Below are 21703 nucleotides of genomic sequence, written 5' to 3' on the forward strand. Positions count from 1 at the left end.
AAGTTGTATCGGAATACAAAAATACAGTTAGGAGTCATTATGAAACTTCAAGGTAAAGTAGCCATCGTCAGCGGTGGGGCAAGGGACATCGGTAAAGCGGTTTCCCTGAAGCTGGCGGCGGAAGGTGCCAAGGTAGTGGTGAACTACTTCAGCAATGCACAAACGGCGGAAGAAACCCTGGTTGAAATCAAAGCGGCCGGCGGTGAAGCTATCCTCGCCAAAGGTGACATGACCAAACAGGCAGACGTTGCCAGCGTTATTGCCGCGGCACAGGAAGCCTACGGTAAAACCATTGATATCCTGGTGAACGTAGCGGGTGGCCTGGTAGAGCGTAAAACTATCGACGAGATGGACGAAGAGTTCTTCAATAAAGTCATTGCGCTGAACCTAAACAGTACTTTCCTGCTCACTAAAGCGGTTGTGCCGCATATGGACGGCGGCGCTATCGTAAACCTGGCCTCTCAGGCCGGCCGCGATGGCGGCGGCCCCGGTGCCTCCGCTTACGCCACTTCCAAGGGTGCTGTTATGACCTTCACCCGCGCCATGGCAAAAGAGCTGGGACCAAAAAATATTCGCGTCAACTCCCTGTGCCCCGGCATGATCAGCACCACTTTCCACGACACCTTCACCAAAGATGCCGTGCGTGAACATGTCGCCAACGCCACTCCGCTGAAGCGCGAAGGCAAGGCTCCGGAAGTGGCCGACGCGGTTGCCTATCTGGCATCTGACGAAGCGTCGTTCATCACCGGTACCAATATCGACATCAACGGTGGTCTGTTCTTCTCCTGATTCGGGAAATTGCAGCCAGAAAGCTTATCGAGGTAAACAGGTGGAATCACCCATGCACAAGCGCATCGCTGTCATCGGCGAATGTATGCTGGAAATGAACCTGGACGGCGATTGTCGCAGCCACCACAGTGAACCCCGCTTGAATGCGGGGCTCTCCTTCGGCGGCGATACATTGAATACCGCGCTGTATATGTCCCGGCTCGGCGCCAGTGTCGATTATGTTACGGCGCTGGGTGATGACCACTTGAGCGACTGGATGATCCACCAGTGGCAAGCGGAAAATATCGGCTGCGATCTGGTAAAGCGCGAGGCGAACGCGACGCCCGGGCTTTACCTGATCGAAACCGACAGCAGTGGTGAACGGACCTTTCTCTACTGGAGGGACCGCGCTCCCGCAAGACGCCTGTTGGACAACCCACAATCGGCAAAGCAGCTGTTCGATCAGCTGATGACGTTTGATGCGGTTTACTTGTCCGGAATATCCCTCGCCATTCTCTCCCCCTACGGGCGCGAATGCCTGTTCGATTTTTTCGCCGCGTTTCGCCGCAATGGCGGCCTGGTTATTTTCGACGGAAACTACCGCCCGAGGCTGTGGAGCAGTGAAACACTGACCCGCAAAGCCTACGAGCAAATGCTAAGGCACACCGATATCGCACTGCCTACCTTTGAAGACGAGCAGGCGTTGTTCGGCGACGAAGATACGGATGCGGTATTAACGCGCCTTCAGGCATGGGGCGTCGGGGAAATTGTGTTGAAAATGGGTGCCGATGGCTGCCTGTTGGTTCAGCAGAATCAGGAGCCGCAATTGGTCCCCGCAAACAAAGTAGTGCCGGTGGACACCACGGCAGCGGGGGATTCCTTCAATGCGGGTTACCTTGCCAGGCGGCTCGCAGGAAGTAGCGCCGTGGATGCTGCACTTTGCGGGCACAAACTGGCGGGTACGGTTATCCAATTCCGTGGCGCGATCATCGCGCAAAGTGCCATGCCCGAGGTTAACGAGGCAGTTTAATTTCCACCGGAAAATGTTGATTCAAGCAAGCGGCCCAGGGCCGCTTTTTTATTGTCCCGACCTCTTAACGACAAAACCTGTAACAACCATTGGTCTTACCCATTGCTCTTTCAGAAAAACGAGCGTCAAAAATTTAAAATAAATGAAAATATATTTCTTAGTGAGAAAAACCATAAATTTCTTATAAAACAATAATTTAATTAAAAATACCCCCGGGCCATCTTACCAATTGTGTTAACCAATATTGTTGACAGGTTTTCTGCAATTGGTTTAACTCCTGCTGCAATGAGCCAATAAAAATAAAATCGTTCATACAATGAGAGGAAACTGTTACATGGATAAGAATAAAAAGTTCGAAAAGCACAGCGTGGTGAAAGACCTTAGTCTGCTGATGCTCTCCGCATCCGCCATGGCATTCGCCCCCATGACGTTCGCACAGGCGGGCGATTCCACTACGCTGGAAGAAGTGTCGGTCACCGGTATTCGCCACAGTCTGGAAGCCGCCGCAGACGCCAAGCGCGATGATTCCCGCGTTGTCGATGCGGTCGTCGCGGAAGACATTGGGAAATTGCCCGACAACAATATTGCTGAAGCACTGCAGCGGGTAGCCGGTGTTTCCATCAACCGTGACTTTGGTGTTGGTAACGAAGTTTCCATTCGCGGCCTCCCGCAAAACCGCGTGGAAGTGAACGGTCGTTCCACCCTTGGCGATGGCCGCAACGGCGTCAACTTCCAGGATTTCCCCGCGGACTTTCTGTCCAAGGTTGAAGTCATCAAATCGCCAACACCGGAAATGATCGAAGGCGCTCTCGGCGGTACCATCAGCCTGGTTACCGCTCGCCCACTGGACCTGAGCGCGCCTCTCGCCTCCATTTCCGTACAGGGCGAGTACGCTGACAAGGCGGATAACTGGGCGCCGATTATCAGTACTGCCGCCGGTGACAACTGGGACCTGGGCGAGGCCGGCACCTTTGGCGCCATGGCCTCCATTTCTTACCAGGACCGCACGCTACGCCGCGACGAGTCACTGGTGCAGCTGATGGTCGACAACGTCGACTTCAACAACGACGGTGTAATCGACAGCGCCGACGATGCAAAGAACACCCCCTCCGGCAAATATGTTTTTGCCCGCGAACACACCTACAACCCGCGCACCGAGCAGCGCGAGCGCACCGCGTTCAATATTGCGCTGCAGTGGGCACCGGCGTCCGAGCAGGGTCAGTTCTATCTCGACCTGAATGCCACCGAGCGCAGCGGCAGCCAGGAAACCTTTTCCCTGCTGCACGTGGGCGGTACACCGGTTGCCACCCCTGGGGTCACCTACGAGGACGCAAACGGCCAGCTGCAGAACTTTACCTACGATGCCATCCAACCGCTGCAAACCGCCGGTTCCAGCTTCCGCAATACCGATGCATTCAGCCACGCCTTTGGCGGTGAGTGGAGCTTTACCGACAAGCTAACCGTGAGCGGTGAGTACTCCATTGCCGAATCCGACAGCTACACGCCCTTCTCGGAATTTCGCTTTCGCGGCACCGATCGCTCTCTGGAAGGACAGGGACATCCGGATGAAAACAAGTGGCTTATCCCGGTAACTTTTGAGAACAGTAACAGCAGCGCACCGGTGGTCGACTTTGCCGACGGCTATGTATTTACCGACCAGCAAAACCAGGCGTTCCGTCGCTACGAGGACACCCGCACTTACATCAACAACCAGGAAAATGCGTTCCGTTTTGACCTGGAATACGCCGAACCCTTCGGTATGGAATGGGTTTCCGCAGTAAAAACCGGCGTGCGCACCACCAGCCGGGATTACGAGCAGAACCGCTACCAGTTCCGTGTGACCAATATCTTCAAGAACCTGACCGATGCCGACGGCAACGCGGACATCATCTGGATGGAAGATATTGCGGCACAGTTTCCCAACGCCATCAGTGAGTACGATTTTTCCGGCGACGGTTTCGAGCAAAGCGGTATGCGCGGCGCTTACGATCTGGCCAAGGTGACCGCTTACGATGTGGGCCTGCTGCAAAATCAGCAGGCGACCTTCGATATCGTCCAGCAGTTGCTGGCCGGCACCAACATGCAGATTGACGGCAGTCTCAGCGACAACCTGGAATATCAGGAAAGCGGCTACTCAGAAGTCAATGAAGAAACCTCGGCCATGTACGTGCAGGCCAACCTGGATTTCGGCAAGGTCCGTGCCGTAGTGGGTGGCCGTTACGTCAGTACGGATATCACTTCCCGCGCCTATCAGGATGGCGAGATAGTTACCGGCGGTTCCAGCTACAACGACTTCCTGCCGAGCCTGAACGTTACCTGGGATGTGACCGAAGACACCCTGATGCGCTTTGCGGCCGCCAAGGTCATGCGCCGCGCCGACTTCAATGAACTGAGCCCGGCCTATGCCTATCGCGACGCCTATATTGCGGCCAGCCGTGGCAGCCCCGAACTGGAACCCTACCGTGCAACCCAGTACGACATTGCTGCGGAGCACTACTGGGGCAGCAACATGGTTTCCGCCACGCTGTTCTTCAAGGATGTCGCCTCTTTCACAGAGCCGACCTTCGAGTGTGAAAACCAGCCGGAAGTCGTCAGAACCCTGAGCAATACCTCTGACTACGACAAGATCTGTCTGTGGCAAGCCGACGGCATCCAGTATGCCAATGCCAATACTCCGATCTCAGAAATGGGCATTCTCACCGACTTCATCACCAATGGTGAAGACGGCAAGGTTCAGGGACTCGAGTTGGGTTATCAGCAGGCCTTCGACTTCCTGCCGGGTCGTTGGTCTGGCCTGGGTATCAGTGCCAACTACACCTACGCCGACAGTGAAGACCCGAATGGTGTGCCGCTGCCAGACATTTCCGAAAACACCTTCAATACCCAGCTGTATTACGAGTATGAGGGCTTCGGTGTTCGTCTCGCCTACACCTTCCGCGATCGCTTCCTGGACGAAGCGCAAACCAAGCGTGTTCTTCCGCTGGGTGAGCTGATGCTGGGTGCCGGTTCCGACGACCCGACCCTGGGGAACGATTACCGCGAAGACCTGGCGCAACTGGACCTCTCCGCCAGTTATGACGTGACCGAAGATATTACGGTCATCGGTAACGTCACCAATTTAACCGGTGAACCCACCATCAATACCGGTGCTAACGGTACGGCTTTCCAGATCATGGAAAACGACCGGCGCTTTGTGCTGGGAGTGCGCGCTAAATTCTGATTAAGGGCGCAGTGGTCGGTGGTGTTCTGCCACCGGCCACAGGATTCAACGCAAACCTTTCCCCAAGCAGTACCCGAAGGTAATCCGATTCCGCGGCGGTTTCGTCGTGGGCGGCGCACCTGAAAGAAACTGCAGCAGTCTGCATTCGCTGCAACCCATTCACACCCTACAAAAAAATAACGAGGGTTTCATGAACGTAAATTCTTTAGCGATGAAGATCAGTTGCGTGGCATTACTGTCCGCCTGCATGAGCAGCGCCAGCGCATCCATTCAAAATTCCGGTTTCGAAAGCGACTGGGACAACTGGAGCGATACCGATCCATCGGCTATTTCCGGCGTTGCCTACAGCGGCGCTAAATCCGCAAAAATTTCTGGCAGCGGCGGAAAAGTGGAACAGCAGGTTTCCGTCAGCGCCAACACCAATTACCGATTGACCGCCTTCGTGGACGGTGCCGGCACTGTCGGAGCCGTGGTCAATGGCACTACCTATGACACCAGCACCAGCGACGGTAACTGGGATCAGCTGCAGGTGGAGTTCAGTTCCGGCAGTGCCAGCAGTATTACGGTGTTCGGCGCCTACAACGGTAACGAAGGCCGCTTTGACAATTTCGCGCTGGAAAACCTCGGCTCCGGCAGCAGTAGTTCTTCCGGTTCTGGCGGCAGCAGTTCCGGTGGCAGCAGCTGCACTTCCGGCAGCAATTTATCCATCGCCTCCGCCTCCGACGACGGCAGCAACGACGGCCATGGTCCCGGTAATGCCATTGATGGCAGCCTGGCTACCGAATCCCGCTGGTCTTCCCAGGGCATCAAGTGGATTACTCTCGACCTGGGCAGCGTGCAAATGGTGGAAGCAGTGGATATCGCCTGGTACAAGGGCGATCAGCGCTCCAGCTTCTTTAGTGTCGAAACTTCCAGCGATAACAGCAACTGGAATCAGGTGTTAGCCGGCGGACAATCCAGTGGCAACAGTAGCGACTTTGAAAACTACGACCTTAGTGACTCCAGTGCGCGCTACGTGCGTATCACCGGCAGTGGCAATACCGCGAACAACTGGAACAGCATTCTCGAAGTGGACGTGATCGGCTGCGGTGACGGCGGCAGCTCATCCAGCTCTGGCGGTGGCTCCAGTAGCTCCAGTTCTGGCGGTTCCAGCTCCGGTGGCAACCTGGATCCCAACCTGCCCCCGTCCAGTAACTTCGACCTGAGCGCCTGGTACCTGAGTGTCCCTTCCGACAACGATGGCAGCGGGACCGCCGACTCCATCAAGGAAAACGAGTTGAACAGCGGATATGCGAACAGCAGCTATTTCTATACGGCGGCCGATGGCGGCATGGTGTTCCGCTGCCCCGTTGACGGTTACAAAACCTCGACCAACACCTCCTACACCCGCACCGAACTGCGCGAAATGCTGCGTCGCGGTGATACCAGCATCAGTACCCAGGGCGTGAATGAAAACAACTGGGTATTCGGTTCCGCACCCGCTTCTGCCCGCGCGGCGGCCGGCGGTGTTGACGGCGTGTTGCGCGCAACTCTAGCGGTCAACCATGTCACCACCACCGGTGACAGCGGCCAGGTAGGCCGGGTGATCGTCGGCCAGATTCACGCCAACAACGACGAGCCGCTGCGTCTCTACTACCGCAAACTCCCGGGCAACAGCAAAGGCTCCATCTACATGGCCCATGAGCCCAATGGTGGTAGTGACAGCTGGTATGACCTGATTGGCAGTCGCAGCAGCAGCGCCTCCAACCCCACCGACGGCATCGCGCTGAATGAGAAATTCAGTTACGAGATCAAGGTGGTGGGCAACACGCTTACCGTGACCATCTCCCGGGACGGCATGGCCGATGTGGTGCAGGTCGTGGACATGAGCAACAGCGGCTATGACGCAGCCGACCAGTACCAGTACTTCAAGGCCGGGGTCTACAACCAGAACAATACCGGCAGCGGCAGCGACTACGTACAGGCCACCTTCTACGCCCTGGAGCAAAGCCACGACTGATACCAACTCTCGTCAGCGCCTTAAACGCGGCGGCCTAACCCCAGTTTTTTAACGGGTCGCCCAGCGCAACGCTTCCCGGAGTGGAGTTCGTTACCCGTCCTCTCCACTCCGGGTTTTTTCCCGCGAAAAAATATTTTTGTGCAGATATTGCCCAGGAGCGGAAGCGGCGCTTTAATCCCACTATCTGTACAACCTTCCGGCCATTCCCGGTCACTCTCGGTCACACCACCCCCACTCAATGACCCACACCACAACTCAGCCGTTTTCCATCCGACCGGCCGGCACCGCTGATCTCGACCAACTGTGCCTGCTGGAAGAGTCCAGTTTCAGCGGTGACCGCCTCAGCCGACGCCGCTTTCGCCACTGGCTGAAAACCGACAACCGGGTATTCCTGGTGGCCGAGCAGGACAGTGCGCTACTCGGCTACGTCCTGGTGCTGCTGCGCCGCGGCACCCGCCTGGCCCGCCTCTACTCCCTGGCCGTCGGCCCCGCCGGGCGCGGCAAAGGCATTGGCAAGGCGCTGTTAACCGCCGCCGAAGACGCCAGCAGCCGCAGCGGCCGCCTGTATATGCGCCTCGAAGTGGCCGAGCAGAACACCGCGGCCATCGCCCTGTACCAGCAATTGGGCTACCGCACCTTTGGCAGTTACAGCAACTACTACGAAGACGCCGGCAACGCCCTGCGCATGCAGAAGCGTATCCGCTACCGCCCGGAAAACCTGCACACCGCCGAAGTCCCCTGGTACGGCCAGCGCACCGAATTCACCTGCGGCCCCGCCGCCGCCATGATGGCCATGGCCGGGCTGGACTCCACGTATGTGCCCAACGGCAGCGACGAACTGGCCCTCTGGCGCGAAGCCACCACCATCTTCATGACCTCCGGCACCGGCGGCTGCCACCCCATCGGGTTGGCACTGGCGATGCAGAAACGCGGCTTTGACTGTGAGGTTTACCTCAACCAGACCACACCGCTGTTTCTGGACAGCGTGCGCAGCGCGGACAAGAAAGCGGTGATCGAACAGGTGGATGCGGATTACCGCCAGCAGGCGGAATCTTCAGGTCTGCCGGTAATCGCCGAGGACTTTACCCAGGAGCAGTGCCAACAGTGGCTGGAACAAGGTGCACTGGTGTTGCTACTGATCAGCACCTATCGCCTGGACGGCAAAAAGGTGCCGCACTGGGTGACCCTGACGGGAATGGATGACGAGTGTTTTTATGTACACGACCCGGATGTGGACGATGAGGAAAATCCGCTGGACAGTCAGTATCTGCCGATTGCGCGGGAGGATTTCGTACTGATGTCACTGTTCGGAAGGGAGCGACTCAGGACTGCGGTGGTAGTAAGAAAACAAAGCTGACGAAGCACTGAAATCGATGCGAAGGCCAGGTGACGGGTGAACCTTTTCGAAAGCGTCGGAAACAGGGACGTTTCCGACGCAGCTTACAGGGATGTACTTGTAGCGGTTTCGAAAAGGTTTACCCGGCGCCTGGCCGCCACCGGGCTTGCTTTAACGAGGCCGGAAGCTACTTCGTAGAATACAAATCCCCAAAAAAGTCCCCGCGATTCCAGCGCGGCTTTTTATCCTCATCCGTCACTTCCCGCGCAATCACATAGTTCACTTCCGCAAACTGCTGCGCGGCCACGTAATTCACCTGCGCGTCGGCCTCATCACTGGGTCGGTGGTAGCGCGACTGCAGGAACGCCACCTGCGCCTGAGAGCCATCAATATTTGAGTCGATCGCCTCGCGCCCGGTAATCAGATAAATGGACGGAACCCCCTGACGCACAAAGCTGTAGTGATCGCTACGCACAAAAATCACCTGCTCAGGCATGGGGTCCGGACTCAGTTTCAGGCCGGTGCGCTCCGCCGCGCGCTTCGCGGTTTTGCCCAGGCTCGAGTGCTCGGCGCCGAAGGCAATCACATCCCGGAAGGGATACAACAGCATCGGCATATCCAGGTTGATATTTGCCACAATCGAATTCGGTGGTACCGGCGGGTGCTGGGCGAAATAATCGGAACCCAGCAGCCCCTCCTCTTCCGCGGTTACCGCCACAAACAGAATCGAGCGGCGCGGCGCGCTGCCGGATTCCACAAACAACCGCGCCACCTCCAGCATCACCGCGATACCGGCGGCATTGTCCTGGGCACCGTTGTTTACCCGGTCGCCGTCACCATTGGCATCCACACCGATATGATCCAGGTGCGCGGAGAACACCACATACTCGTCTTTCAGTTTCGGGTCACCGCCGGGCAGCAGGCCTACCACATTCGGGCTGATGATCTTTTTATGCTCGGCCGCACTGGTCAGGGTGGCACTGTAGGGCAACACAAACCCCTTCGGCACCACGCCGTTTTTCATCTCGGTAAATATGGTATCCAGGCTGCGGGGTGCCCCCATAAACAGCTGCTTGGCCGCCGGCATATCCAGCACCACTCCCGGGTGCATTCCGGGGGTGGCGTTGCCCGGTACATCGTCCGCACGCAGCCAGTCAAAGCTGGGGTCGTCCAGATGTTCCGCCGAGCGCGCGAAGGGACGCCGGACCTCCCGCGCCGGGGTGTTCAGGGTGATATAACCTACGGCGCCGTGGCGGGCGGCGCTGTCGCGCTTGGTGCGCCCCGATGCGTAGTGAGCACCCACTTCATTGGGCAGGCGCGGCGGGCGGCCATCCAGCAGCACCACGATCTTGCCCTGCACATCCAGCCCGGCGTAGTCATTGAGACCGAATTCCGGCGCCTCGATGCCGTAACCCACAAACACCAGTGCCGCGGAGGTGGCCGTGTTTTGCGCGATGGTGGCTGGTGACGCGAGGAAGTCCGAACCCAGCTCGAACGTAATATCGCCGTCGCGGCCGTGAAGCATCAGGCTGGCACGATGGTCGCCTTCACTGCCCTGGTGCCAGCGCGCCTCGCGGAAAGGAACCGGCTGGAAATAGTCATCACCGGTGATGGATTTCAGCCCCAGGGCGGCAAAGCGCGCAGCCACATAATCCGCCGCCTGCTGATAACCGGCGCTGCCGGTCTGGCGGCCCTGCAGGGCGTCCGCTGCCAGATAGTCCACATCCGCGCGGATTCGCTCGCTGTCGGCGGAGGGAATGGGGAAGAAAGGAATATTAATGCTGCAGGCGCTGAGCAGGGCGCCGGCCAGAACCAGACTGCCGGTCAGGCTTTTTATTCTCATGCAGAACTCGTCGAATACAGATTGCGGGTGCAGCGCGGCTGCAGGTGTTTTTACCGCAGCTTATCACGAGCCAGCGCGGGAACACCGGCGATTGGGGGACATCAGGGCTGTGCGGGGGCTCTCATATGGACACCGATAAATTCACTTTCAAGGGCTCTCACCAGGACTCCCACCAAGATTTTCACAGGGAAATCCGCACAAAGCTGCTGCCCACCGCCCGTTCGGCCAGCTCGTGGGCGCGGTCCGCACAGAAATCCCCGTGGCCGCCCAGCAGGTGGTAGAACGGCAGGTTGAGCAGGCGCCGGAAGTCCGCCGCCAGCCAGCGCTGGCTGTTCTCGTCACTGGGTGTGGCACGGCTGCGCCAGGCGGGCGCCACCTGCATCCCCTGATGTACCCCGCTTAATCGCAGCAGCCACTTACCCGCCCAGCTACAGCCGGTCCAGCCGTCCCAGTACTGCAGCGCATCACAGGTGAGCAGCAGGCCGCCGGCCTGGGGAATCAACAGCGCCGCTTCCGGCACCCGGCTGTTGGAAAATTCGAACACCCGGCCACCGGTGACCGGGCAGGTGCCGCCATCACACAGAAACTGGTCCGCCGGTGGCAGCGGATAGCGATTCGATTGCTCCTGGCGCCAGAAGAACACATTGAAGCGATCCCGGTAGTAGAGATCGTCGCAACCGTGGTAGTAACCCAGGCGCACCGCCTGGCGCACCCGGCCCAACTCGCACAGGCGCTCCTCTTCCAGTTTGCGCAGACGCACCGGGTTTACCAGCAACAGGTCGTCGCCGTTGCGCACTATGCCCATATTGCGATTGACCACCACGCCCGGGGCGACGCGGGCGGTGCCGCGTACCACAAAGAAGTCGGGCAGCAACTGCCGGATGCGCCCGTGGGGCAGCGGAGCTGGGTAGGCAATATGCATGGTCGGCGGGGAGCTCCTTTTGCGGCACTCCCTGCCGTCACCGTGTTTTGTAACTGGAATTTTTGTGCCTGCTGCGCCGGTATGGCGCGGGTCAGCTGTACTGCAGGCGATTGCTGATGCCGTAGAGAATCTGCATGGCTTGGGGCGCGTCGTGCTCACTGACCAGGAGATGCTCGTGGCAGCGCGCGGACACCACGTTGGCCTGAATGCCCGCCTCCGCCAGTTCACGCACTATGGTTCCGGTCAGGCCCGGCACCTGCAGGCAGGATGAAAAATGCAGGGTGATCTGGCGGTAGCCTCCCTCCTGCAGCAGGGATTCGCACTCGGCCACCTGCTTCGACAGGAGCGCACAGATCCCCTCCCGCTCGCGAAAAATACACAGGCATTGCGGCAGCAGGCGCTGTAGCTGCTGCTCGTCCAGCAGACACATCACCAGCGGTTCCCGGTTGAGGATCGGGGTCAAACGCTGCAGTAGCTGATCTATTTTTACCTGGGCATTCATCGGCGGTATCTCCCTTTGGTGGCTAGCGTTTTGCGGGTTCGCTCTGCACTGGCTCTGGGTGTCGGGGTTCAATTGCGCTTGGGCTGTTTGGGCTTGGTGCCCTTGTTGCGGGACTTGTCCTTGATGCGGGCTTTGGCGGAGTCTTTGCCCGCTTGTGGGACCTTGCCCTTGGGCGATTTGGGCGCGGGTCCGAACTCTTCCCCCTGGAACTCGGGCTCGCCCTCTACCGGGGTAGTGTCGACCAGCACCTCGCTGACTTCGGCTTCCATATCCCAGCGATCCAGCGCGGTGTCGATGTCTTTTTCGATATCCATCCGCGGAAACTGCGGGCAGGGCGCGTCTTTTTCCGGGTTGTGCCAGCCAGATAGCGGCGCGATGAATACCACCAGGGATTTGTGCAAGTAATTGCGGCCGATGCTGGCTTCGGTCCAGGTCGTCTGCCAGGCGTACTTGCCCTTCACCGCATAGTCACTTTCGTAGGATTTGAGGGTGAGGAAATAGGGGTAGAGACGGCCGCCGCGGCAGACAATCCGGCGCTCGGTTTTGATGTTGGCCATCTGGGTAAAGGGGTCGAAGTACCAGCGGATATCGTAGCCGTAGGAGAATTTCATTTTGCCGCCGCTCTCGCTGAAGGCGTAGGAGCGGCCGGTGCCGTCTTTGTTCAGGCTCCACACATGCTGGGCCTCGCCGTCGCGGGAGATCAGCCAGTTGCCCACCCACTGATCCGCTTTCAGGCGGGATTCGGTGGCCCACCCCGGATACTGGGCTTCGTCTTTGGCACCGGGCTCAGCGGGATTCTCTAGCGGTCTTTCCAGGCCGCCGATCTGGCCCGCAGCACCGGCAGTTTTTTCATCCGCTCGGGGCGCCGCACCGACACCCAGCAGGACCGCGGCCAGGGCCGCGAGGAACACTCTGGGCATGGTTGCAGGAATAAAGCGTTGCTGCTTCATGGTCACAGCCGGTCTCCGCTTGCGCTTTATTCGTCCCTGAAGCTTTCGACACTGGGTTCGGGGGCGCTGGATCTCACCGCCGGCGGGGCGCTCCTGGCCCGACCGGCAGTAAGGCGCTAGGCCCGAGCTGGGGATATTCATCACCGGCGATCAGTTGCCGGTTGAGGCGGTTTGCTCGGGCGCCTTGCGGTCACCGTTGTAGAGATTGGGGCACTCGGCACCGTGATTCGGGGTTTCCCAATCCGGCAGGCGGCGTTGGAACGACAGAATACCGCCGTTGTGCTGGCGCCAGTGACGACCGTCGATCACGTTGAAGTCTAGGGTCACTGGGCTCCAGCCGGTAAATTGCGCGTACACCATGCCACTGTTGCAATGCAGGGTACCGCCGGTGCGGATACGCACCGTGTCGCCCTCGATCCGCCAGGAGATGGCAAAACCGTGGGTCAGCTGGCCGTCGGCGCGGAAGCCGTGGGCGAAGCCGGTGCCATCGGCCTTGAGCTGCCACACCAGCTGCTCATCCCCCTGCCCCACCACCAGCCAGTTGCCGGCCCACTGGCGGGCCGTCGTCTGATCGGGGGTCTGCTCCTGAGCGGAGGCCATCACGGGGACAAGGAAAAACACGACCAGCACCAGGCAATAGGCCTGCAGCAGGGACAGTAGAACGGGACGGAAGGACAACTGACGCAAAAACTTCATGCGGCACTCTTCTCTGTTGGGTTCAACGACTGGCGGTTATTTGAACAACCTAATTAAAAGCCTAGTCGTAAATCTCAACAGTGGCAGCAGAAGCGACAATTTTCTTTGATTGGGCGCCACGGCAGGCTAAGGGAGCGATTCAATTGCTAGTAGGACAGTTAGTAGGACAGTAGGACTTTCCGTGAAGGTGGCGATGCCGGGTACAGCCTTGTGAGACCGTCTGCGGCCAGGACGGCCGCAGCCGAGCCCCCAGGGATGGGTTAAGGGGGGACGCCTAGTCCGTGTCTCGCAAGGCTGTGCCCGGCATCGTCACCGCCACAGGCGGTGAAAAAAGTGCGGCCCCTGAAGAACGCACTTTTTTTAATGTTATCCACGTCTCGGCCGGCGCAATCCGTACCACAGCAGCAGTCCCACCCCCAACGCCGCCAGAAACAACAGCGCCGCCCAGCCGTATATCCCGGCACCGGATGTGGGCTGTAATTGCTCGCGGCCGCGCACCACATTGGCCTGCAGGCGCTGGAACTTTTCGATCACCTCATTGGCCGGAGCCTGGTCCAGGATGCTCTGGCGCAACTCCTGCCACTGCTGGTCCAGCTGGGTCACCAGCGCCGGGTTGCGGGCCATCAGTTCCGCCCGCGCCGGCGCAAACCCCTCGCGCATTGCCAGCATCAGCTGGTGGTAGGCACTGGCGTTGTCACCGCCGCGGTAGGCATTCTGTGCCAGGTACAACAGCCCGGCAGCACGGGCCAGTGGATGTTGCAGGTGGCGGGTCTGTTGCGGGTGCGCGCGCCACCAGCGCAAGGCATTGCCCGCCTCTTCCGGTATTTCCGCCGGCCGCACTATGGCGGCACCGGGCGGGCCCACCAGCGCCGGGAATTGTTCCGCGAGCTTTGCCGAGGGTGCTACCTGCGGCGCAGAAAAACCGGCCACCAGTACCGCCAGCGCCCAGCGTTGCCGGCTGCTGAGGTCGCCATCAATGGCCTGGCCGTGGGCATCCTCGCGGGTGGGTTCCAGTGCATTGTAAAAATCGTAAAGGCTGAAATTGCCCATGCGGTTCGGGTCGTCCAGGCGACGCTCCGGCTGGGGCGCGCGGCCGGCAATACCGTGGCAGCGGCTACAGCGCTCGCGGTAGAGCCCCTCCGCCTCCTCCGGCGGTGGCAGCATTTCGGCGGGCGAGCGGGGTACCTGGTAAAGCGCCGCAATGCGGTCCGCCGCAGCATTGGCGCGGCGGCGCACCAGTTCCGGCTCGCGCATCTGTTCAATGATCGCGTCCAGCTCCTGCAGGGAATTGGCCAGTTGCGCCCGTCCGGGTTTGTCCGGCAGTTGCTGCAACAGTGCCGCCGCTACCTGCACGTTTTCCTGCAGTTGGCGGTAGAGGCGCGCATCGCGGGTTGCGCTGTCCACCACCGCCTCGGGGTAGTCGACGGCGACAAAGGAAAGAAGGTTGATGGCCCGCGCAGCGGTCGCCTGATCCTTTTCCTGGGCAGTCAGGGGTTCTGGTGCGGCGTCGCTCTGCGCCCACAGCAGGGATACCCACCCATACAGCAGTAGGAACAGAAACACGCGAAATGGTCGAAATCTGGGCATTTTGTTTGGCTGGCGGAAAATTAACGCTACCCCGTTTTAGCGTAGCAGGCTGGGCAAGCAAGGGGTCGAGACGGGGGCATCAGGCGAAGCTCCCCTCTCAGGCATAAAAAAACCCCGCCAGGCGGGGTTTTTCGACGACGGGAAAGATCAGCCTTTTTCGGCGCGCTCTTTCTCGATCAGGAAATCCACCACGTCCAGCATCACCTGCTGACCGTTGGACTTGCCCTTGAAGCCCGGCAGAGAGGTGCTGACGCGGTATTTACCGGCCACGACCATTTCCGGGGTTCCGGACAGGTTGTAGGCGCGCTGTTTGGCCTGGCCCTGCTTGATCTTGCTGTTGATGGCGAACGAGTTGAGCAGCTTCACCGCTTTGGCGCCATCGGCACCGTTGTCGTTGAAGATGGCGGCGATCGCAGCGTCATCTGCTTTCCAGTCGCGGCCATCGCGAGTGGCGAACATTTTGCGCTGCTGGGCAATGGCGTTGAAGATAGGAGCGTGGACCTGATCCAGCACACCCATGGCTTCGGCGACATAGAAGATGCGCGAGTGCACTTCCATCACCGGCTGCCAAATGGCCGGGATCTTTTTCAGCGCCACGTCCTCCGGCATGGTTTTCTGCCATTTTTTCAGCGGTACCTCGAAGTGGTAGCAGTGGCCACAGCCGTACCAGAAGAGTTCGGTGACTTCGATCTTGCTGTCGTCGTCCTGGGCGACCGCCTGGGGCAGAACCTCGTAGTATTCGCCAGCTTTGAATTTGCCCCCGGTCTCCTGGGCGCAGGCGGCCAGGCTCAGCAACATGGTGAAGAGTGCGACAACGGCTCTCATAAGTGTGTACTCCGAATTTTATTCTTGGGCCGGCAGCCAGTGCCGGGCTGAAATCATCAAAAACCAGTTAAGGATAACTGTAGACCGCGGAAATTATTGAAGTTCCCCGGTTCCGGTGCAACCCGCACGTTGGCGGAACAAAAGACCGGACACAAAAAGGCCGGTCAGTGACCGGCCCCAGGTGCTATCAAGAAGTGCTCTCAAGCGCCGGTACCCGGCCTCTCGCTGACTCGCTTACTCGGTTACACCTGCCACATAGTTGGCCAGCGCCTTGATCTCGGCATCGGACAACTGCTTGGCCACACTGCGCATTACGCGGTTGTCGCCATCGTTAGCTCGGGCGCCGGAGCGGAAAGCCTTCAGCTGCTTTTCCACATATTCGGCGTACTGGCCAGACAGGCGCGGATAGCCAGCCGGCGCATTGCCCTGGCCCGAGGGCGAGTGACAGCCCATGCATGCCGGTACACCGGTGCTGCTGTTACCCGCGCGGAAGATCTTGCGACCCAGCGCCAGGCCGTCGACGTTATCGCCGTTATTCAGCATCACCGAGAAGGCCTCGGAGCCGGAAATCTGGATATTCTGGGCGGCGAAGTAGGCGGCGATATCCGCCATGTCCTGGTCGCTCATGTTGTCCAGCTGGCCGGTCATCTCGGGTACAACGCGCGCACCGCTTTTGATGTCGTGGATCTGCTTCAGCAGATACTTTTCGCCGAGTCCGGCGATTTTCGGGAAGGTCGGCGCCGGGCTATTGCCGTCGGCTCCGTGGCAGGCCGCACAGGCTGCTGCCTTGGCTTGCCCCGCACTGGCGTCACCAGCAGCATGGCCCAGTTGAGCAAATGCCACCATCCCCAAAGCCAGAGCGGCCTTTTTTATAATGCTGTTCATACGTCGTCCTGTTGCGCGCTGAAGTTTTGCATCCGATCCCCGTTACCAGCAGCTACCATAGGCCCGGCAGCCACCAGCGACGATAAAACCGCGGCATTATATACTTGCGCGCCATCTGAGTGTACCGGGAAGACCAATGTCTGAATCCAATGTAGAACGAATTAACTATCGACGCGCCGAGTTTCTGATCAGCGCCCCCACCCTGGCGGAGTGTCCGGAGGATTTCGGTGCCGAGGTGGCCTTCGCGGGACGCTCGAATGCCGGCAAGTCCAGCGCCATCAATGCGCTCACCGATAACGGCAAGCTGGCGCGCACCTCCAAGACCCCCGGCCGCACCCAGCTGATCAACTTCTTCAAGCTTGGTGAACACCAGCGCCTGGTGGACCTGCCCGGGTACGGCTACGCCAAGGTCGCTCGCTCCATGAAAGACGAGTGGCAGCGCCACTTGGCCTTTTACCTGGAGCAGCGCAACTGCCTCAAGGGCCTGGTGCTGTTGATGGACATCCGCCAGCCGCTGAAAGAGTTCGACCTGCAGATGCTCACCTGGGCGGTGAACTCCGGACTGCCGGCGCATATTCTGCTGACCAAGTGCGACAAGCTGAAAAACGGCCCCGCCAACAACATCCGCTTCGCGGTGGAAAAAGAGCTGAAGGAACGCGAACTGGACACCAACGTCACGGTACAGATCTTTTCCGCACCTAAGAGCAAGGGGCTGGACAAGCTGGAGCAGCGCCTGAACCAGTGGCTGGCATTGCCGCAAGAAGGCAAATCTGGCGTGGAGCAGGAAGACGGCCAGTAACCGGCTAATGGCTACTGCCGTGGGTATCTTCCTTTAAGCTATCGAGCAGTATGCGCCGCAGCGCCCGCCGCGCGGTGGGTGTCAGGCCGCGCAGCTGCTCGGCGGTGAGATGGCGAGCGGCGATCAGGGACACCAGCGCACGCTGGCTGATCTGGATTTTCACATAGCGGTCGGAAGACATGGTTTGGCTCGCTCTCCCTGGCGCGGCACCCGCTAGTGCAGGCGTGTAGACATCGGCCGCCAGGCGGCCGGCAGTGACCGCGAGGACGAGAGTCCTTCCTCGCTATCCAGCGCCTGGCGCCAGGCCTCCGGCACGCCGACACCGGTAGTGTACAGCGCCCGGATACAGTCCGCGGTCATCTGGTAATGAGATTTGACCACCAACTCCTGTGCCAGCCTTGAGCTGGCAACCACCAGTATGTAATTGCCGTGGCCGCTTTCCCCGCACTGGTGATAGGCCTCCATCAGCAGTCGGGCACTGTCGGTAAAACGCATGGCCGCCACTGAATAACCGGGAGACCGCTCTCCCAGCAGGTAATCCGCCAGTTCAAAGGCGCAGCCGAGAAACGGTATCGCCTGCCGGTACTGCCCCTCCTCGCAAAGCATGGCGCCCCGCTCCATCCATTCCAGCCACGCCTGCTCCGCACGGGAGACACTCGTCATCAGCCACTGGCGATGATTGGCACACAGAAATCGTAAGTTCACCGTCAGCCCTCTTGTTCGGCCCGCTGCGGGGCACACCTCAAACACTGCAAACCATGCTAATGCGAAGCATTATCATTTGCAATTGAAAGATAGATTGTCGAAAGTGATGTGAGTGAATTGCGCCGCCAGAATTCGACTAAACTGAAATTAAGCTGCTCACAATTCAACCAGCGACAGATTTGGCTGACAGGGCCTGGCGAAGTGGCCTGAGGTGTTTTCCGGCAGCGGCAAGCAGACAGATTGAGCCCTCGCCAGTGAAAGCCAAAGGTGAAGACCAGCGGTAAAACTCACAGGTAAAAAAAAGCCGGCAGATTGCAGCTGCCGGCTAGGGGTCAGTGCCCTTGGGGATGGGCACTTGGGAGGCGTGCCCAGGGGGACGGGCACGCCTTTGGGTTCTCACCCAAATTCCACTGCATCCGATGCACTTCCTTCACTACAAAGACTAAGCTGCGGGGCTAAGGTTCCCCACAATTTTTTCTGTCTTCGTATTCCGTTTCCGGCCTTCGGATTCACAGAACTCTATCCCACAAGACGCACCTGTGCGGGCAAAATATTTCCATTCTGAGACTTTATTCCCCGCAGCCGAGCAATCTCCCGTTTGAGCGGGCAATAAACAGTCAACTTTGCGGAAACGCGATGACGATGCGCGCTGGCGACAGATCAAAATTCAGGCAAAAAAAAGCCCCGATGGGGGTAGTTTCGGGGCGAGGGGCTTCTGACTAAGCTTTGGGGGATGATGTTGCAATCCAACGATCTTGCTTCTTAGAGGGGCTGTTTCCGGCGGAGTTCCACCGGAAACAAAAAATTTTCAAAATAATTTAAAAATTTTTAGTGCGCCTCGTCCCAGTTGGCCCCTTCTCCCAGTTCGGCAATCAGGGGCACGTCCAGTTCCGCCGCTGCCTGCATCAATTCCGGGATCCGCTGCACCACCAGCGAGCGCTCATCCGCCGGCACTTCCAGCACCAGTTCATCGTGCACCTGCATGATCAGCCGGGTCTTGAGTTTCTCGTCCCGCAGCCAGGCGTCCACCGCGATCATTGCGCGTTTGATGATGTCTGCCGCGGTGCCCTGCATGGGTGCGTTGATCGCCGTGCGCTCGGCGGCCTGGCGCTGCATGCCGTTGCGGGAGTTGATCTCCGGCAGATACAGACGGCGACCAAACAAAGTCTCGACATACCCCTTGTCCGCGGCCTGTTTGCGGGTATTTTCCATATACGCCAGTACGCCCGGGTAGCGCTCGAAGTAGCGGTCGATATACGACTGCGCATCCGCGCGCGGAATATCCAGCTGCTTGGCGAGACCGAAGGCGCTCATGCCGTAAATCAGGCCAAAGTTGATCGCCTTGGCGCGACGGCGCTGCTCGTCAGTGACTTCCGTCACCGGCACCTCGAACACTTCAGCGGCGGTTGCGCGGTGAATGTCCGCGCCCTCGGCAAAGGCATCCAGCAACCCCTTATCCCCGGACAGGTGCGCCATGATGCGCAGTTCGATCTGGGAATAGTCCGCGGCCACGATGGCGCTGCCGCCGTTGATGCGCGGATCGGCCACAAACGCCTGGCGAATGCGACGGCCCTCTTCGGTACGGATCGGAATGTTCTGCAGGTTGGGGTCGGAAGAAGACAAGCGCCCGGTGGCGGCCACCGCCTGGTGGTAGGAGGTGTGCACACGGCCGGTGGTCGGGTCGATCATTAGCGGCAACTTGTCGGTGTAGGTATTCTTCAGCTTGGCCATACCGCGGTACTGCATGATCAGCGCCGGCAGCTTGTGTGACAGCGCCAGTTCCTGCAACACCGGTTCCGCGGTGGACGGTGCCCCTTTCGGGGTTTTCTTGATGACCGGAATTTCCAGCTTCTCGAACAGGATGGTGCCCAGCTGTTTGGTGGAGCCGAGATTAAACTCCTCCCCCGCCTCGTCGTAGGCCTGCTGCTCCAGCTCGCGCATTTTCTGCTCCAGCTCGCCGGATTGCCTGTTCAGCATGGCCGCGTCGATATAGGTCCCGTTGCGCTCAATGCGGGTGAGTACCGGCACCAGCGGCATTTCGATTTCGTCGAGGACTTTTTCCAGGCTCGGCTCTTTGGCGAGACGGCCGCTCAGTTCCTGGTGCAGGCGCAGCGTAATATCGGCATCTTCGGCGGCGTAAGGACCGGCCTTGTCCAGCTCGATCTGATTGAAAGTCAGCTGTTTGGCGCCCTTGCCGGCGATGTCTTCAAATTTGATGGTGGTCTCGCCCAGGTATTTCAGCGCGAGGGTGTCCATATCGTGGCGGCTGCCGGTGCTGTTCAGCACGTAGGACTCGAGCATGGTATCGCGGGCGATGCCGCGCAGCTCGATGTCATAGTTGGCCAGGATGTGGCCGTCGTACTTGAGGTTCTGGCCGACTTTTTTGCAGTTCTCGTCTTCGAGAATCGGCTTCAGTTTCGCCAGCGCCTTGTCGAAATCGATCTGTGCTGGGGCGCCCATATAGTCGTGGGCCAGTGGCAGGTATGCGGCTTCGCCCGCTTCCACCGCAAAGCTCACGCCCACCAGTTTCGCCTGCATATAGTTGAGGCTGGTGGTTTCGGTATCAAAGGCGAAAATTTCCGCGCTCTTGAGTTTCTGCAGCCAGTTATCCAGCTCTTTTTCGTCGAGGAGGATGCTGTAGTTACGCTCAACGGCCATGGCCTCGGCGGCGGACTCGGCATCGCCCTCGCCGGCCAGCTCTTCCACCCAGCTGCGGAATTCCATTTCGGTAAACAGCTCGCGCAGCCTGTCGGTATCCGGTTCGCTGTTAGCCAGCGTCTGTGGCTTATAGTCCATTTCCACATCGGTCTTGATGGTGGCGAGCACATAGGACATATCCGCCGCGTTCTTGTGCTCTTCCATTTTCTTCGCCAGGGTTTTGGAACCGCGGAATCCCAGCGGCGCTATCCCCTCCAGGTTGGCATAAATGTCCTTCAGGCTGCCGAGTCCCTGCAGCAGCGCCAGCGCGGTTTTTTCGCCGACGCCGGGCACGCCGGGGATGTTGTCCACCTTGTCGCCCATCAGCGCGAGGAAGTCGATGATCAGCTCCGGGCCAACACCAAATTTATCTTTCACCCCGTCCACATCCATCACCGTATTGGACATGGTGTTGACCAGGGTGACCCCCGGGCGCACCAGCTGGGCCATGTCCTTGTCGCCGGTGGAAATGATCACGTCCATGCCCTGCTCCGCCCCCTGCAATGCCAGGGTGCCGATGACGTCGTCCGCCTCCACACCGTCAATCACCAGGCGCGGCAGGCCCATGGCATCAATGATGTCGTGGATCGGCTGTATCTGCGCGCGCAGGTCGTCCGGCATCGGCGGGCGGTGGGATTTGTACTCCTCGAACAGCTCGTCGCGGAAGGTTTTGCCCTTGGCATCGAACACCACCACTACCGGGCTGTCCGGGTGCTCCTTCAGGTGTTTGCGCAACATGGATATCACCCCGCGCACGGCGCCGGTGGGCTGGCCATTGCTGGTGGCGAGCGGCGGCAGGGCGTGAAAGGCGCGATAAAGGTAGGAGGAGCCGTCCACCAGAATCAGTGGCGCGGAAGAGGACTTATCGTTGCTCATAGACAAATAGAAATTCGGTTTGCTGTGACGGATTTGTTGGGCGACAGGATACCCGCGTTGAAA

Annotated in this window: 17 protein-coding genes; 6 read left to right on the forward strand and 11 right to left on the reverse strand. The window is 59.3% G+C overall.

Annotated elements, in window-relative coordinates:
• Positions 1-39: 39 nt before the first annotated feature.
• The 5 genes from GRX76_RS02170 to GRX76_RS02190 all read left to right on the forward strand — a co-directional run bounded on the left by GRX76_RS02170 (position 40) and on the right by GRX76_RS02190 (position 8374).
• On the forward strand, positions 40-789 hold the full coding sequence (locus tag GRX76_RS02170) for an SDR family NAD(P)-dependent oxidoreductase (protein ID WP_160151797.1): 750 nt from the start codon (positions 40-42) through the stop codon (positions 787-789).
• A 52-nt stretch (positions 790-841) separates the two neighbouring features.
• Entirely contained in the window at positions 842-1798 is a 957-nt protein-coding gene (locus GRX76_RS02175) for a sugar kinase (protein WP_160151798.1), read from the forward strand.
• A 334-nt stretch (positions 1799-2132) separates the two neighbouring features.
• Entirely contained in the window at positions 2133-5018 is a 2886-nt protein-coding gene (locus tag GRX76_RS02180) for a TonB-dependent receptor (protein ID WP_160151799.1), read from the forward strand.
• A gap of 190 nt (positions 5019-5208) precedes the next feature.
• Positions 5209-7017: a polysaccharide lyase family 7 protein gene (locus tag GRX76_RS02185; RefSeq protein ID WP_236250514.1), complete on the forward strand. Its 1809-nt coding sequence runs from the start codon at positions 5209-5211 to the stop codon at positions 7015-7017.
• A 238-nt stretch (positions 7018-7255) separates the two neighbouring features.
• Positions 7256-8374, forward strand: coding sequence for a GNAT family N-acetyltransferase/peptidase C39 family protein (locus GRX76_RS02190; RefSeq protein WP_160151800.1), 1119 nt, complete (start codon positions 7256-7258; stop codon positions 8372-8374).
• Between the two features lie 166 nt (positions 8375-8540).
• Here the strand turns inward: GRX76_RS02190 and GRX76_RS02195 are convergent, their stop codons facing one another.
• The 8 genes from GRX76_RS02195 to GRX76_RS02230 all read right to left on the reverse strand — a co-directional run bounded on the left by GRX76_RS02195 (position 8541) and on the right by GRX76_RS02230 (position 16563).
• Positions 8541-10196 (reverse strand): M28 family metallopeptidase, encoded by a 1656-nt coding sequence (locus GRX76_RS02195; protein ID WP_160151801.1) that lies wholly within the window; start codon positions 10194-10196, stop codon positions 8541-8543.
• Between the two features lie 181 nt (positions 10197-10377).
• Positions 10378-11118, reverse strand: a complete 741-nt coding sequence (locus tag GRX76_RS02200; RefSeq protein WP_160151802.1) for a hypothetical protein — start codon at positions 11116-11118, stop codon at positions 10378-10380.
• A gap of 91 nt (positions 11119-11209) precedes the next feature.
• A complete protein-coding gene (locus GRX76_RS02205) occupies positions 11210-11620 on the reverse strand; it encodes an ACT domain-containing protein (RefSeq protein ID WP_160151803.1) in 411 nt (136 codons plus the stop codon).
• A 68-nt stretch (positions 11621-11688) separates the two neighbouring features.
• Positions 11689-12570 carry a hypothetical protein gene (locus GRX76_RS02210; protein ID WP_160151804.1) on the reverse strand — a complete coding sequence of 294 codons (882 nt, stop codon included), beginning with the start codon at positions 12568-12570 and terminating at the stop codon, positions 11689-11691.
• A 150-nt stretch (positions 12571-12720) separates the two neighbouring features.
• Positions 12721-13266, reverse strand: coding sequence for a hypothetical protein (locus tag GRX76_RS02215; protein WP_160151805.1), 546 nt, complete (start codon positions 13264-13266; stop codon positions 12721-12723).
• Between the two features lie 366 nt (positions 13267-13632).
• Complete coding sequence (locus GRX76_RS02220) at positions 13633-14853, reverse strand: hypothetical protein (protein ID WP_160151806.1); 1221 nt, start codon at positions 14851-14853, stop codon at positions 13633-13635.
• Positions 14854-15000: 147 nt separating this feature from the next.
• Positions 15001-15678 (reverse strand): thiol:disulfide interchange protein DsbA/DsbL, encoded by a 678-nt coding sequence (locus GRX76_RS02225; RefSeq protein WP_160151807.1) that lies wholly within the window; start codon positions 15676-15678, stop codon positions 15001-15003.
• A gap of 234 nt (positions 15679-15912) precedes the next feature.
• Positions 15913-16563 carry a c-type cytochrome gene (locus GRX76_RS02230; protein WP_160151808.1) on the reverse strand — a complete coding sequence of 217 codons (651 nt, stop codon included), beginning with the start codon at positions 16561-16563 and terminating at the stop codon, positions 15913-15915.
• 136 nt (positions 16564-16699) lie between these two features.
• Between GRX76_RS02230 and yihA the strand changes: the two genes are divergently transcribed.
• Positions 16700-17362, forward strand: coding sequence for a ribosome biogenesis GTP-binding protein YihA/YsxC (gene yihA, locus GRX76_RS02235; RefSeq protein WP_160151809.1), 663 nt, complete (start codon positions 16700-16702; stop codon positions 17360-17362).
• A 4-nt stretch (positions 17363-17366) separates the two neighbouring features.
• On the opposite strand, the gene GRX76_RS02240 is transcribed toward yihA, so the two are convergent.
• From GRX76_RS02240 to polA, 3 genes are all read right to left on the reverse strand, one after another.
• Positions 17367-17543 carry a hypothetical protein gene (locus GRX76_RS02240; RefSeq protein ID WP_160151810.1) on the reverse strand — a complete coding sequence of 59 codons (177 nt, stop codon included), beginning with the start codon at positions 17541-17543 and terminating at the stop codon, positions 17367-17369.
• Between the two features lie 32 nt (positions 17544-17575).
• A complete protein-coding gene (locus GRX76_RS02245) occupies positions 17576-18067 on the reverse strand; it encodes a hypothetical protein (RefSeq protein WP_160151811.1) in 492 nt (163 codons plus the stop codon).
• 828 nt (positions 18068-18895) lie between these two features.
• Positions 18896-21640 carry a DNA polymerase I gene (polA, locus tag GRX76_RS02250; RefSeq protein WP_160151812.1) on the reverse strand — a complete coding sequence of 915 codons (2745 nt, stop codon included), beginning with the start codon at positions 21638-21640 and terminating at the stop codon, positions 18896-18898.
• Positions 21641-21703: the final 63 nt, after the last annotated feature.

The sequence above is a fragment of the Microbulbifer sp. ALW1 genome, from assembly GCF_009903625.1.
In the GTDB taxonomy this organism is placed as follows: Bacteria; Pseudomonadota; Gammaproteobacteria; order Pseudomonadales; family Cellvibrionaceae; genus Microbulbifer.